The sequence below is a fragment of the Arthrobacter bambusae genome (assembly GCF_022606295.1).
GTDB classification, from domain to species: domain Bacteria; phylum Actinomycetota; class Actinomycetes; order Actinomycetales; family Micrococcaceae; genus Arthrobacter; species Arthrobacter bambusae_A.
On record NZ_JAHHZS010000036.1, the window covers coordinates 1 to 13,752 of the forward strand.

Below are 13,752 nucleotides of genomic sequence, written 5' to 3' on the forward strand. Positions count from 1 at the left end.
TTGGAGGCTCATAACGACAACAACTGCGAGCTAGTTGTGGTGCTATAGCGCCGGGGGTGGGCCTGAATTTGGGCTTGGCGTAGGGTGGAATGTGGACGATAGGAGCATTTCATGAAGAAAATCCTCATGGTACTGACCAGCGTTTCCGAGCTCGGCGATACGGGAAAGAAGACCGGCTACAACGTGGCCGAGGCCGCACATCCCTGGAAGGTCTTCAAGGATTCCGGGCACTTCGTCGATTTCGCATCCATCAAGGGCGGACAGCCTCCGCAGGATGAAGTAGACCCGCAGGATCCCATCCAGGTTGCCTTCACGACGGACGAGACTACGCGCGCCGGACTCTACAACACGGCCCGCGTGGACGTCGTTGATCCGGGCCAGTACGACGCAGTCTTCCTCGTGGGAGGCCATGGCACCATGTGGGACTTCCCGGACAGCGAAGGCCTGCAGAAACTGGTTGCGAACGTGTACGACGCCGGTGGAGTGGTTGGCGCTGTCTGCCACGGACCCGCGGGTCTGGTGAACGTGGACCTGGCCGACGGGTTCCGGCTCGTCGGGGGCCGGGAAGTGGCCGCATTCACCAACGACGAAGAAGTTGCAGCAGGCATGGACAAGGTCATCCCGTTCTTCCTGGCCGACCGGCTCAAGGAAGAGGGTGCAACCCACGTCTTCGCCGACGTCTTCGCAGAGAAGGTCGTGGTCTCCGACCGGCTGGTGACCGGGCAGAATCCAGCCTCCGCCGCCGGCGTGGCCAAGGAGATGGAAAAGCTCCTCGCGGTGGTCATCCACCAGGAAAAGGCCGAGGAACAGCACGAGGCCGAGGCCCTGCGGGCAGAGAAGGACGCCAAGAAGGCTGCTGCGGCAGACGCAGAGCAGTAACGCCCACAGCCCACTGACACTGGCGGCCGCCCCGACGACGGGTGGCCGCCGGTGCCAGCCGCCGCCAATGAACGACCCGCAAATAACCATAATTTCTTGATTGCCCTTGACAAGCGCTCTCTGAACCGGTTCAGTAGATATAACAAAACCGGTTCAGTGATCCCAATCACCAAGTGGCAATGAGGCAAACATGACAGTGACCATCAACGACGTTGCGCAGGCAGCCGGCGTGAGCAAGGGTGCCGTCTCGTACGCGTTGAATGGGCAGCCCGGCGTCAGTGACGACACCCGGGAGCGCATTCTCAAGGTGGCCCGGGAGCTGGGATGGACGCCCAATCTTCGCGCCAAGAGCCTGTCTTCAGCCAAAGCGTTCGCGGTCGGGCTCGTGGTCGCAAGGGACCCCAGGCTTCTGGGAACAGACCCCTTCTTCCCCGCGTTCATCGCCGGGATCGAGACCACTTTGGTTGAGCACGAATACGCACTGGTGCTCACCGTTGCCGCCAGCGCCGACGCCGAAGAAATGGGCTACCGGAAGCTGGCTGCCGACAGCCGCGTGGACGGCGTCATCCTTACGGACATGAGGGTTGACGACTCCCGTATCGCTTTGTTGAAGAGCCTCAAGATTCCGGCCGTCACCCTTAATCGGCCCGAAACCTCCTCGCCCTTCCCCGCCGTCTGCATGGACGATACCGAAGGCATTGCCGCCGCCGTCGAGCATCTGGTTTCCCTCGGGCACACCCGGATTGGGCACGTGGGCGGCCCTCAGAGTTACATTCACGGCCGAAGCCGGCGCCTGGCCTGGCAAAACGCTATGTCGAAAGCCGGGCTCGAGGCCAGTTCCTTCATTGAGGCGGACTTCACGGCAGCCGGAGGACTGGCGGCAACTGCTGAACTGCTTCGCTCGGCCCAACGGCCCACTGCGATCATCTACGCGAACGACCTGATGGCCACTGCCGGACAGTCGTACGCCCAGTCCCTCGGACTGACCGTTCCCGACGATCTGTCCATCACGGGTTACGACGACACAGAGCTCGCCACCTACCTCAACCCTCCGTTGACCACTGTCCCCGCCGATCCGCTGCTCTGGGGGCGTGTTGCGGCCCAGCAGTTGCTGAGCCTCCTCGGCGGAGCGCCTGCGGCGGACGTCTATCTGCCCTCTCCCAAGCTGGTAGTCCGCGCCTCCACCGGGCCGGTCCCCCAGCATGCCGAATAACTAATCCCTACGAAGACCGATTTACCCGCCATTGGGTGGGGCTATTTGCCATTCCCCTGGAAGGCAATGTCGCCGCCGCATTTTCAGTTTTTACCCGCAAAAGGAGTTGCAATGAAGCACGGAAAATTTGGTTCGAGAGTCCTCTCCCTGACGGCTATTGCCGTTATCGGAGCCGGCCTGGCAGCATGCGGTGGAGGCGCCTCCAGCAACACAGCATCTGGCGCGAGCTCCGCCACCACGGCCAAGGGTCCCATCAAGATCTGGTACTCCAACAACGAGTTCGAGGTGAAGTGGGGCAAGGACATGGTGGCCTCATGGAACGCCGCACACCCGGACCAGCCAATCGATGCGCAGGAGATCCCGGCCGGGAAGACCTCCGAAGAGGTCATCGGGGCAGCGATTACCGCCGGCAATGCTCCTTGCCTGGTCTTCAACACGGCACCGGTGGCTGTTCCGCAGTTCCAAAAGCAGGGTGGCTTGGTCCCGCTGGACTCCTTCCCGGACGGCGCACAGTACATCAAGGACCGCACCGGCGATCTCGCCAATCAGTACAAGTCATCCGACGGCAAGATGTACCAGCTTCCGTGGAAGTCCAACCCGGTGGTCCTCTTCTACAACAAGGACCTTTTCGCGAAGGCCGGGCTCGACCCGGCAAACCCCAAGTTGGGCACCCAGCAGGAGTTCCTGGACACCGCCCGGACCCTTGTGAAGTCCGGCGCGACCCAGACCGCGATCTGGCCCTCGCCCACGAGCGACTTCTACCAGCCCTGGTTCGATTTCTACCCGTTCTATGCCGCCAGTACGCAGGGCACCCAGCTGCTCAAGGATGGCAAGTCCACCTTTGACAGCGATCAGGGCAAGCAGGTCGCCACGATGTTCCAGACCCTGTACAAGGAGAACCTGGCATCCAAGGAAGCGTACAAAGGAGATTCCTTCGCGGACGGCAAGTCCGCCATGGCCCTCGCAGGCCCGTGGGCCATCGACGCCTACAAGGGCAAAGTGAACTGGGGAACTGTCCCGGTTCCGGGCACCCAAGCCCAGACCGACGGCTCCACCTTCTCTGACGCCAAGAACATCGCCATGTACTCGGCGTGCAAGAACCAGGGCACTGCGTGGGAGGTCATGAAGTTCGCCACCAGCAAGGAACAAGACGGCAAGCTGCTCAGCGGAACCGGCCAGATGCCGATGCGGAAGGACTTGACCACCGCCTACCCGGACTACTTCAACCAGAACCCGGCCTACAAGACATTCGCCGACCAAGCCGCACGCACCGTGGAAGTCCCCAACGTCTCCAACTCAGTCCAGATCTGGCAGACCTTCCGGGATGCCTGGAGCAAGTCCGTGATCTTCGGCAACCAGAGCATCGATGACGCCTTCAAGGGTGCTTCCGACAAGATCAACCAACTGGCAGCCCAGAAGTAGCAGGCGAATCCCCATGTCACTACGCTCAGCTGGGGGTCCCGCTACGGGAGACACTGCCGGGCGGACCGTGGATCAGCGGCAGGCGCCCAGGAAACGCAAGAACTTCCTGGGCCGCCAGCCACTGGGACTGCTGTTCAGCGCCCCCTACGTCATCTTCGTCCTTGGAGTGCTGGCATACCCGCTGGGGTACGCCGTCTACATCTCCTTCCACCAGTTCTTCTTCACCGCTCCGGGCGTCCAGGTTGACCGGCCCTTCGTGGGGTTGGACAACTACATCACTGTCCTGTCCGATCCGGAAGTACAACGGTCCTTCGCCAATATCGGCGTCTTCCTTGTCATCAACGTGCCGCTGACCGTGGGACTGTCCCTGGTCCTGGCCAACGCCTTGAACCGCGTGACCCGGCTCAAGACCTTCTTCCGGGTCAGCTACTACGTCCCGTACGTCACGGCGAGCGTCGCCGTCGTCGGGGTCTGGCTGTTCCTGTTCCAGCAGAACGGGCTGGTCAACGCCATTCTGGGGCCACTGGCTCCGAACCCCTCGTGGTTGACGAACTCCTGGCTGGCAATGCCAACGGTGGCCCTGTACGTGACGTGGAAGCAATTGGGATTCTTCATCCTGCTTTACTTGGCCGCACTGCAGAACATTCCGGATGAGCTCTACGAGTCCGCCTCGATGGACGGCGGAAACAAATGGATCCAGTTCTGGAACATCACCGTTCCGGGAGTGCGCTCCGCCAGCGTCTTGGTGACGCTGCTTGCCACCATCACCGGAGCGAACCTGTTCACCGAGCCCTATCTGCTCACTGGCGGAGGCGGTCCGGACGGCGCCTCTACGTCACCGGTGTTCCTGATGTACCAGAAGGGGATCCTGCAGGGGAACCCCGATGTGGCAGCGGCGCTGGGAGTGGTGCTGGTGATCGGCGTGTTGCTGATCGCCCTGATCCAAAAACGCCTCGTAGGCGGGAAGGAGGACTGACGTGTCTATTTTCAATAAAGCGCCTCTCCGGAACGACGACGACGGCGCCCGCCGGCCAGGTGCCGGCGCTCCCGAAGGAGCGGGTCCCGAAGCCCCGGTCCCCGGATCCGCGGCCTCCCGCAAGGGCAGTTCCGTGTCGAAGCGCAAGAACCTGGGCGTGGGCAGCTTCGTGCTCCTGGCCCTCGGAGCCTTCGTCTTCCTGTTCCCCTTCTACTACATGTTCATCGGCTCGCTCCAGACCAATCCGGACACCTCCGTGGGCGGCGCGTTCCCCAGTCCGGCAAACATCACCGGCGAGAACTACAGCAACATCAACAACTCGATCGACCTGCTCAAAGGCCTGGCCAATTCGGGTATTTTCACCGGTGGCGTCATCTTCTTCACGGTGGTGTTCGGGCTCCTGGTGGGCTATGCACTCGCCCAGATGCAATTCCGGGGCAAGGGCTTTGTGTTCGGGATGATGCTGCTGGTGCAGATGATCCCGTTCCAGCTCCTGCTCATCCCGCTGTACGTCATGATCGTGCGCGACTATGGGCTCGCTGACACCTACCTGGGCATGATCCTGCCGTTCGCGATCAATTCCACCGCGGTGTTCGTCTTCCGTCAGTACTTCATGCAGCTGCCCTCCACTTTGTTCGAGGCCGCCCGCATTGACGGAGCAAGCGAGCTGAGGATCCTCTGGCAGATCGCGATCCCCCTGGTCCGGCCAGCCATCGTCACGGCAGTCCTGCTGACGTTCATCGGGCCGTGGAATGAGTTCCTGTGGCCATTCCTCGTCACCAAGGACCAAGCCATTCAGCCGCTCGCAGTCTCCCTGGCGAACTACATCTCGAACATCGCCGCCACGGCATCAAACCCGTTCGGCGCGATCCTTGCCGGTGCCTGCGTTCTCGCGGCCCCCGCCGTCGCACTGTTCATTTTCTTCCAGCGCCAATTCATTTCCACCAATATCGGATCAAGCGTAAAGGGCTAAGCTCTATGACTTCCTCAACTTCAGCACTCCCCACTGTCCCGTTCACCCTCACCCGCGCCGGCGTCATCATGACCCCGGAAGACGGGAACGAGTTCGAAGCCGAAGGCGTCCTGAACCCCGCCAGCGGCCGCGGACCCGACGGCGAGCTATACCTCCTGCCGCGCCTCGTGGCGAAGGGCAATGTCTCCCGCGTGGGGCTCGCCAAGGTGATCGTCGGCGACGACGGCGTCCCGTCCGGCGTCGAACGCCAAGGCGTTGTCCTGGCACCGGACGAAGGATGGGAACGGGGCCGCAACAATGCGGGAACCGAAGACCCCCGCATCACCTGGGTACCGTCGCTCGGCCGCCACCTGATGACCTATGTAGCCTACGGACCGCTGGGGCCCCGCCTGGCCTTCGCCCATTCCGAAGACCTGCGCACGTGGGACCGCCTGGGGCCCTGCCACTTCGAGTACCAGGCCGACTTGTCCATGGACTTGAACTTGTTCGCCAACAAGGACGCAGTCTTCTTCCCGGAACCGATCAACGACCCCGACGGGGTCCCCTCCTACGCTTTGCTGCACCGCCCCATGTGGGATCTTGGCTGGATCCGCGAAGGCGAAGGCGAGCACCTGCCGGCCGGCATCGAAGACAACCGCCCCGGTATCTGGATTTCCTATGTCGCAGTTGACGATGTCGAGAGGGACATCCGCAATCTCGTTCACATGCGCAAGCACAAGCTCGTGGCCCTGAGCGAGTTCCCCTTCGAAGAACTCAAGATCGGCGGCGGACCGGCCCCGATCCGGGTCGACGAGGGCTGGCTCCTGATCTACCACGGCGTCTCCGGATCGATGGAAAAGTCCGCCTTCGACCACCAGCAGAACGTCAACTACACAGCCGCGGCGATGATCCTCGACAGCGACGATCCCTCCATCGTGATCGCCCGCAGCGACAAGCCGCTTCTGGAGCCGGAGACGGAAGACGAGATCTCGGGCATCGTCCCCAATGTCGTTTTTCCCACGGCAATAGAGAAGATCGGCGAGCAGCTGTTCGTCTTCTATGGCATGGCTGATTCGAAGATCGGCGTGGCGCGGCTGGACCGCGCGTAGGGCGGACCGCGCCCCAAGGCACCACCCCGCCCCAGCAGTCCAGCCTTTCTTCCATGCCCCTAGGAGTTAGACATGACACCTCCCCTCGTTTATGCGCGGCTGAAATCCGCCCCGGTCGCAGTTGTTGCCACCTTGTCGATGCTCCTGGCCGGGGCTGGGGTGGCCTCGGCGGCGCAGCCGGTTCCGGCCGCTGCGTCGCAGGCGCCGGCGTCGGCGTCGCAGGCACCGTTGACCAATCTGTCCCACCTGAATTTCCTGCTGGACACGGTTCCCCTGAACGCCGTGGATGGCCACACCACCTACCAGATCGCTGAACACCCCGCGGCGCAGGCGCCGTGGACGTACGCCAACAAGAACGCCGACGGCAGCTACACGCGGGTAGGAGGAGGTTCCAAGGACGCAACCACGGGTTACTGGAGCCAAGGGGCCTTCAACGCGGACGACATCGCCCGCACCGCCGTCGTCTACTTGCGCCATTGGCAGCAGACCGGCGACGCGTCGAGCCGCGCCCATGCCTTCGACGTGCTGCGCGAGCTGACGTACCTGCAGACGTCTTCCGGTCCCAATGCCGGCAACGTGGTGTTGTGGCAGCAAGCCGATGGCACCCTGACGCCGAGTGCCAAGCCGGTGGAACTTCCTGACCCCAGCGATTCGGCCGAGTCCTACTGGCTGGCCCGGACCGTGTGGGCCCTAGGCGAAGGATATGCGGCGTTCAAATCCGCCGATCCCCAGTTTGCCGCGTTCCTGCAGACCAGGATGGACCTTGCCGTCGCGTCCCTCAACAAGCAGTCCCTCTCGAAGTACGGAAAGTACGACGTTGCCGACGGCACCAAGGTCCCTGCCTGGCTGATCACCGGAGGGGCGGATGCCTCCGCGGAAGCCGTGCTCGGACTCTCCGCCTATTCAAAGGCAGCGCCCGACGACGGCGCTGCCGCCACCGCGCTGGGCCAGCTCACCGAGGGCATCGCCGCGATGTCCTCGGGATCGGTCCATCAGTGGCCGTTCGGCGCGATTCTTCCGTCGACCCAGACCCAGACCCTGTGGCATGCATGGGGCGGAATGGCTGCAGCCGCCGTCGCGACCGCGTCCCCGTTGCTGCATCGCCCTGAGCTGTTGACCGCCGCTGTGAAGGACTCCGCCCAATTCACTCCGCAGCTCCTCGCCGCGGGAGGACCGGACAACGCCTGGAGCCCGACCCCCGGTGAGGCACAGATAGCCTACGGCGTGGACTCGCGGGTTGAAGGACTCGTGGCGACCGCAAAAGCCGCGAACGCTCCCGGACTACTCGACGTCGCGGCGGTTGCCGCAGGCTGGTACTTCGGTGCCAACCGCAGCGGAAAGCCCGCCTACAACCCGGCAACAGGCACCGCTATTGACGGCATCGAAACCGACGGCCGTGTCAACCCCAACTCCGGGGCGGAATCCACCATCCACACGTTGTTGTCCATGCTCGCTTTGGACGCCAATCCGGAGCTCAAGGCCAAGGCCCTGGGGATCAGTAGCACCGTGGGGACGGACGGACTCAAGGTAGCCGAAGCCGAAGCCGGAACCATCACCGGCGGCGCGGTCGTCAAGCCAGCCTCCGCATGGACCGGTGAGGCGAATTGGTCAGGCGGTGCATACGTCGCCCTCAACGCGGGCGGCACCGTGAAGATCCCGGTCCCGGCTTCGGGCCAGGCACGTAATGCGTACCCGATCGTGAACCAGCGCTCCGAAGCCGCCGGAACGACGTCGTGGACTGCCGGGAGCACTTTCCTCGGTATCACGCCCAACGGCGGGGCAGGGGAACAAGGCATCACGGCAACTCCCGGCAAGCTCTTCCCGTTCTCCCTTGACCGGGCCCTGCCGGCCGGCCAGGACAGCGTGACCGCCAAGGCCGGAAGCGACGTATCGATCGACGGTGTGCTGCTGCAGCCGCAGATTTCCTCGGTTTCCGTCTCCGGTTCCGGAGGCCAATCAACCCTGTACATCAGCGCGGCTCCGGGAAGCACCGATCGAAAAGTGGACATGCCCCAAGGGTTCCATTTGAGCCAGCAGGCCTTCGATGCTTCCGGCCAGCCCGTCGCACCAGGTCCCGACCAGAACGGGGCAGACCATTCCGGCCGCGTCACCGTAGCCCCGGGTGGGTTCACCTGGGTGACCCTGGTCCACAACTGACACTTATCACCACAGGAAGAACCCATGCAGAAAATCACCACGGAAGCCCTGCTCCACAGTTACGAGGGAGCGCTCACGTTCAGCAATCCGCTGACCGACACCATTTCCACCGACCAGTTTTCCGCCGCGTATCCCGAGCGCCCTGAATGGGCTGTTGGTCCGTTCCGCAAGGACGATTCCCTGACGTTCCGGCAAGTCCAGGACTGGGCCGATCCGACCGGCATCGGCTGGACGGCGGATTCGATCTTCAACCCCTCGGTCATGGAACGCGACGGCAAGCTCTACCTCTTCTACCGCGCATCCCCGCGCAAGGAATCGGTCTCGAGCCGCATCGGCGTTGCCGTCTACGATCCCGAAACCGGCTGGCAGGACAACCCCTCCAACCCGGTGATCTACCCCACCCAGGACAATGAGATCCTTGGCTGCGAAGATCCCAAGGTGTACCAGGCCGATGGCCGCTACTACATGTTCTACAACGGGATCTGGACGATCGACCGCAGCGAGGAGCAGGCTGACCAGGACCCGGATGTCTATCCCCTGGGCGACGTCGGCTGCGACATCAATGTCGCCGTATCCGACGACCTGATCCATTGGGAAAAGCTCGGCCTGGCCGTCCCCTACGAGATTTCGCGGTTCTGGGCCAAGGGGGCCGTCATCCCCCGGAACGCCCAGGGCGACGCCGTCAAGATCGGCGGCCACTACCTGATGTACCTGTCCGAGGGCTGCGGCGGAACCACCCACGTGGGCCGGTCCACCGACATGGTGAACTGGACGTTCGAGCCACAGGAGTACCTGGACCTAGGGCCGCTGGGCGGCTCACTGCACGAAGTGGCCTGCGCCATCGTCGACGACGGCGGCAACACCGGGAGCGACGGCGGCAAGCTGGTGCTGGACTTCTTCTACGGCGACACAGACGGCCAGTTTTCCGCCGCACAGGCGCTCTATGACATGAACGAACCGTTCACCCAGAAGGCGATGCACCGAGGAGGCTCCCTGGCTTGGGGCGGGCTCCTGAAGTTCGGCGGAACCTGGATGTTCGCCCAAGGCTGGGATGCCCCTTCGGGCTCGCGGGAGATGTACTTCTACCGCGCAGACCAGGGCTAAGCACCTCCAGCCGCCTGCCGTACCCCGCCACCCTTGGCAACAGACATTCGATTGATAAGGCACACATGATGATTGAGACGAGCAACCTCGCCAAGGGATGGACTCTAAGAGTGACCGCTCCGGCCCCGGACGCCCCGTCCGGGGCCGAGGGCTGGAAGCTGGATGCCTCCGTTCCGTCGGTTGTGCACACGGTCCTCATGGACCATGGGCACATCCCGGACCCCTACGTGGGGCAAAACGAGGAGTCCCAGCATTGGGTGGGCCGGAGCGAGTGGGAATACTCCACAACCTTCAACCACGACGGCAATGAAGACCGGCGGACAGAGCTCGTCTTCGAAGGCCTCGACACTGTCGCCGTCATCCGGGTCAACGGGCAGGACCTTGCGCACACGTACAACCAGCACCGCAGCTACGTCGTGGACGTCTCCGACGTGGTCAGGCCGGGTGCCAATGACCTGGCCATCGTTTTCAAGAATGTACGCGAGTACGCCGAACACATCCGGGCCTCCGTGGGTGAACAACCCAACGGCAATCCGGAGCCATTCCAGTATGTCCGCAAATCGGCCTGCAATTTCGGCTGGGACTGGGGCCCGAACCTCGTGACGGCCGGACCGTGGAAGCCTGTGGGCATCAGGCGGTACGGGACGGCACGGCTGCAGTCCGTTCGTCCATCGGTGACCACCACCGTTGTACCCGGGACCGGACCGGGAGAACTCCCCACCCACGGACATGCCCGGGTGGAAGTGGAGGTCGAGGTTCTGCGGGTGCCGGGCGTTTCAGGCGAGCTCGGACTCAAGGTCGCCATCCAAGGCAAGACCGAGTCGTTGTCCATTCCGGCGGGCTCCCACAAGGCCCGGGTAGTGGTGGATCTCGAGGATGTTGAATTGTGGTGGCCGCACGATATGGGTGCCCAACCGCTCTCCCAACTGACGGTAACACTGTTGGCCGACGGGCACGGCCTTGACGTCTGGTCCAAAAACATCGGGTTCCGGCAATTCGAGCTCAAAACCGAACAGGACGAAGCCGGAACCGGCTTTGTCTTTGCCGTCAACGGAACCGACATCTTCGTCAAGGGTGCCAACTGGATCCCGGACGATTGCTTCCCGTCACGCATCACCGAAGACCGGCTCCGGCAGCGCCTCTCGCAAGCGACTGCGGCAAACATGAACCTGCTCCGTGTGTGGGGCGGCGGGGTGTATGAATCGGACACCTTCTACGAGCTGTGCGACCGCATGGGGATTCTCGTCTGGCAGGATTTCCTCTTTGCCTGCGCCGGCTACCCGGAGGATGGGCCGCTGTCCGGAGAAGTCGCTGGCGAAGTCCGGGACAATGTCACACGCCTCATGAGCCACCCGAGCCTGGTGCTGTGGAATGGAAACAATGAATGCGTTTGGGGCTTCTGGGATTGGGATTGGAAGCCACAGCTCGATGGTCGAAACTGGGGATGGGGCTACTATTCCGAGCTCCTGCCCGCTTTGGTAACAGAGTTGGATCCCACCCGCCCGTACTGGAACGGCAGCCCATATTCGGGAGATCCCGAACTGCATCCCAACGATCCCAGGCACGGGAACGTGCATATCTGGGATGTCTGGAACCAGAAGGACTATTCGCACTACGCGGAGTGGAATGCACGGTTCGTTTCCGAATTCGGATTCCAGGGTCCCCCCAACTGGTCCACCCTCACCCGCGTCCTGGAGCCGGCGGACCTGGACCTCGAATCCCCGGCATTCCTTCAGCACCAAAAGGCCGAAGACGGTACCGGGAAGCTGCAGAGAGGGCTCTCCGCACATCTTCCCGAGCCCGCGAATTTCCAGGAATGGCACTTCCTCACGCAGGTAAACCAAGCCCGCGCCATCCGCTTCGGCATCGAGCACTTCCGTGCCGGATCGCCTGTTTGTGCCGGATCGATTGTCTGGCAGCTCAACGACTGCTGGCCCGTCACCTCCTGGGCCGCCATCGATGGATATGGTCAGCTGAAACCGCTGTGGTACGCAATCCGTGAGGCCTACCGGCCGCGGCTGGCGACCATCCAGCCCCGCGGCGACGGGCTCGCCGTCGTTCTGGTCAACGATTCCGTGGAGGCCTGGAGTGGAACCCTCGCCGTGGAACGCGTCGGCACGGATTCTCCGAAGGAGGCTTTTGCGGGGGGCGTCCGGCTGGAGGCGTCCCATGAATTCGCGTTCGAGGTCGAACCCCGGGGCAAGACAGAAATCCGCCTTCCGAAGGATTTGCACGAGGCTGAGCGGCCCTTGACCGATGTTCTCGTGGCGCGAGGCGCAGGACTCGGGCATGGGGACCGGATCCTCCACTTCTACGCCGAGGACAAGGATCGCATCAAGGAGCCGGCGCGGGTCACCGCCCGGGCATCGAAAGTCCCCGACGGCGTTGAAGTGACTGTCACCGCCGACAGTATCGTGCGCGATCTGGTTCTTCAGGCGGACCGGCTCGACCCCAAGGCGACTGTCTCCGAACAATGCATCTCACTGCTGCCCGGGGAAAGCCATACCTTCCGGGTCGCCTCCACGGTTGATGGTGCCGACGGGCCGGGACTTGAGGCATGGTCGCGGTATCCGGTGCTGCAGGGGGTCGGAATCCGAGCCGAAAGCATCATGCCACCCGCCGGATTCGCATTCTCGAACTCAACCGAAGAAGGATCATTTCAATGACACACCCCGGCACGATCGGCGCCGTCGTAGGTCTGGACATCGGAGGCTCGAAGACGCGCGGCATCAAATGGCTGGATGGCACCGCCGTTGCCGATACTTCCGGCGGCAGCGCCAATGTCCAGAACGTGAGCCGCGCCCAAGCCCGAACCAACCTGGAGGGTGTCTTCGCCACCCTCCAGGGCGAGTCCGTTGCGCGGGTGGTGGTCGGTTCCGGAGGGATCGACACTGCCGAAGACGCGAACGCACTGAAGGAACTGATCCAGCCCTTGGCTCCCGACGCCGCCGTCTCCGTTGTTCACGACACGCGCCTTCTGCTGGCTGCCGCCGGATACAGCGCTGGAATCGCCGTGATCGCCGGTACCGGGTCCGCGGCCTGGGGCACCAACGGCGAGGACGAGGCGCGCGCTGGCGGCTGGGGTTACTTGCTCGGCGACGAAGGCAGCGGGTACTGGTTCGGTCGTGAAGCGGTGAGGTACAGCCTCGAACGCATGAACAGCGGGCTACGTCCCGACGGACTGACGGAAGCGCTGGTGAAGTCGTGTGGTCTCGCCGGTCCGGAGGGGTTGATTGCCCTTTTCCATGGCGACGCGGGACGCGAATTTTGGGCGTCGAAATCACCGATCGTCTTTGAGTGCGCGGCCTCGGGGCACACAGCGTCCTTGGACATGATCCTCCAAGCAGGCGCCGATCTCGCCTCCTTGGCGGCAAAATGCGCCGAGCAACTGGACATCGAGGGCCCCATTGTCCTTGGCGGTGGCCTCGGGATGAACCAGCCCACCTTGCAGACAGCCATGCGGATCGCCCTCGCAACCCGGGGTCTCCACACTCTGCAGGTCCTGACCCAGGATCCGGTCTTCGGCGCTCTGCATCTTGCATCCCACTAGCCACTGTGATGAGTCTCACGAGCAACAAACGCCGTTCTGGCTTGAGCAGTCCGCGCCTCGCTGTGCACTATGGAAAAGCTGTACGGCGGCTTTCGCACTGGCGCGATAGCCGGATATCCGGATTCATGAATGGAAGCACTGAACAATGACGTTTGAAACTGCCGATTCCGTAACCCTCAAAATTTGGGACCGCTCAACCACCCACCACACCCTGGACGCCCTGGTGCACGACTTCTCGGTGCGCCACAACACCTCCAAGGCCAGCATTGCAGTCACCTGCAGCGGGCCGAACACCTTCACTGTCAGCCTGAACGGCAACGCGGCCAAGGCCACCGCCTTCGACGCACACTCCCTGTAAACAGCGCCTTTTCGGACGCAAAGCAACGACGA

11 protein-coding genes are annotated in these 13,752 nt (G+C 63.1%); all 11 read left to right on the forward strand.

Annotated features, from left to right (window positions below):
* Positions 1 to 111 precede the first annotated feature (111 nt).
* The 11 genes from KNN17_RS18775 to KNN17_RS18825 all read left to right on the forward strand — a co-directional run bounded on the left by KNN17_RS18775 (position 112) and on the right by KNN17_RS18825 (position 13,720).
* Positions 112 to 879, forward strand: a complete 768-nt coding sequence (locus tag KNN17_RS18775) for a type 1 glutamine amidotransferase domain-containing protein (protein ID WP_078107541.1) — start codon at positions 112 to 114, stop codon at positions 877 to 879.
* A gap of 190 nt (positions 880 to 1,069) precedes the next feature.
* Positions 1,070 to 2,092, forward strand: coding sequence for a LacI family DNA-binding transcriptional regulator (locus KNN17_RS18780; RefSeq protein WP_078107540.1), 1,023 nt, complete (start codon positions 1,070 to 1,072; stop codon positions 2,090 to 2,092).
* A gap of 111 nt (positions 2,093 to 2,203) precedes the next feature.
* The gene (locus KNN17_RS18785; RefSeq protein ID WP_241710398.1) at positions 2,204 to 3,514 is read left to right on the forward strand and encodes an extracellular solute-binding protein; all 1,311 of its coding nucleotides are present in this window, start codon (positions 2,204 to 2,206) and stop codon (positions 3,512 to 3,514) included.
* 13 nt (positions 3,515 to 3,527) lie between these two features.
* Positions 3,528 to 4,490, forward strand: coding sequence for a carbohydrate ABC transporter permease (locus KNN17_RS18790; RefSeq protein WP_241710399.1), 963 nt, complete (start codon positions 3,528 to 3,530; stop codon positions 4,488 to 4,490).
* Positions 4,491 to 4,707: 217 nt separating this feature from the next.
* Positions 4,708 to 5,463: a carbohydrate ABC transporter permease gene (locus KNN17_RS18795; protein WP_241710426.1), complete on the forward strand. Its 756-nt coding sequence runs from the start codon at positions 4,708 to 4,710 to the stop codon at positions 5,461 to 5,463.
* 5 nt (positions 5,464 to 5,468) lie between these two features.
* Positions 5,469 to 6,551 carry a glycoside hydrolase family 130 protein gene (locus tag KNN17_RS18800; protein ID WP_241710400.1) on the forward strand — a complete coding sequence of 361 codons (1,083 nt, stop codon included), beginning with the start codon at positions 5,469 to 5,471 and terminating at the stop codon, positions 6,549 to 6,551.
* Positions 6,552 to 6,623: 72 nt separating this feature from the next.
* Complete coding sequence (locus KNN17_RS18805) at positions 6,624 to 8,708, forward strand: hypothetical protein (protein ID WP_241710401.1); 2,085 nt, start codon at positions 6,624 to 6,626, stop codon at positions 8,706 to 8,708.
* Positions 8,709 to 8,732: 24 nt separating this feature from the next.
* A complete protein-coding gene (locus KNN17_RS18810) occupies positions 8,733 to 9,812 on the forward strand; it encodes a hypothetical protein (RefSeq protein WP_241710402.1) in 1,080 nt (359 codons plus the stop codon).
* A 68-nt stretch (positions 9,813 to 9,880) separates the two neighbouring features.
* A complete protein-coding gene (locus tag KNN17_RS18815; protein ID WP_241710403.1) occupies positions 9,881 to 12,478 on the forward strand; it encodes a glycoside hydrolase family 2 protein in 2,598 nt (865 codons plus the stop codon).
* Complete coding sequence (locus tag KNN17_RS18820; RefSeq protein WP_241710404.1) at positions 12,475 to 13,362, forward strand: N-acetylglucosamine kinase; 888 nt, start codon at positions 12,475 to 12,477, stop codon at positions 13,360 to 13,362. Before KNN17_RS18815 ends, KNN17_RS18820 begins: the two co-directional genes overlap by 4 nt.
* 145 nt (positions 13,363 to 13,507) lie before the next feature.
* Entirely contained in the window at positions 13,508 to 13,720 is a 213-nt protein-coding gene (locus KNN17_RS18825) for a hypothetical protein (RefSeq protein ID WP_078107533.1), read from the forward strand.
* The last annotated feature ends 32 nt before the right edge of the window (positions 13,721 to 13,752 follow it).

Coding starts and splice junctions, on each gene's coding strand:
- KNN17_RS18795 (WP_241710426.1), top strand. CDS start 4,708: ATGTTCATCGGCTCGCTCCAGACCAATCCGGACACCTCCGTGGGCGGC.
- KNN17_RS18785 (WP_241710398.1), top strand. CDS start 2,204: ATGAAGCACGGAAAATTTGGTTCGAGAGTCCTCTCCCTGACGGCTATT.
- KNN17_RS18825 (WP_078107533.1), top strand. CDS start 13,508: ATGACGTTTGAAACTGCCGATTCCGTAACCCTCAAAATTTGGGACCGC.
- KNN17_RS18800 (WP_241710400.1), top strand. CDS start 5,469: ATGACTTCCTCAACTTCAGCACTCCCCACTGTCCCGTTCACCCTCACC.
- KNN17_RS18790 (WP_241710399.1), top strand. CDS start 3,528: ATGTCACTACGCTCAGCTGGGGGTCCCGCTACGGGAGACACTGCCGGG.
- KNN17_RS18780 (WP_078107540.1), top strand. CDS start 1,070: ATGACAGTGACCATCAACGACGTTGCGCAGGCAGCCGGCGTGAGCAAG.
- KNN17_RS18820 (WP_241710404.1), top strand. CDS start 12,475: ATGACACACCCCGGCACGATCGGCGCCGTCGTAGGTCTGGACATCGGA.
- KNN17_RS18815 (WP_241710403.1), top strand. CDS start 9,881: ATGATTGAGACGAGCAACCTCGCCAAGGGATGGACTCTAAGAGTGACC.
- KNN17_RS18810 (WP_241710402.1), top strand. CDS start 8,733: ATGCAGAAAATCACCACGGAAGCCCTGCTCCACAGTTACGAGGGAGCG.
- KNN17_RS18775 (WP_078107541.1), top strand. CDS start 112: ATGAAGAAAATCCTCATGGTACTGACCAGCGTTTCCGAGCTCGGCGAT.
- KNN17_RS18805 (WP_241710401.1), top strand. CDS start 6,624: ATGACACCTCCCCTCGTTTATGCGCGGCTGAAATCCGCCCCGGTCGCA.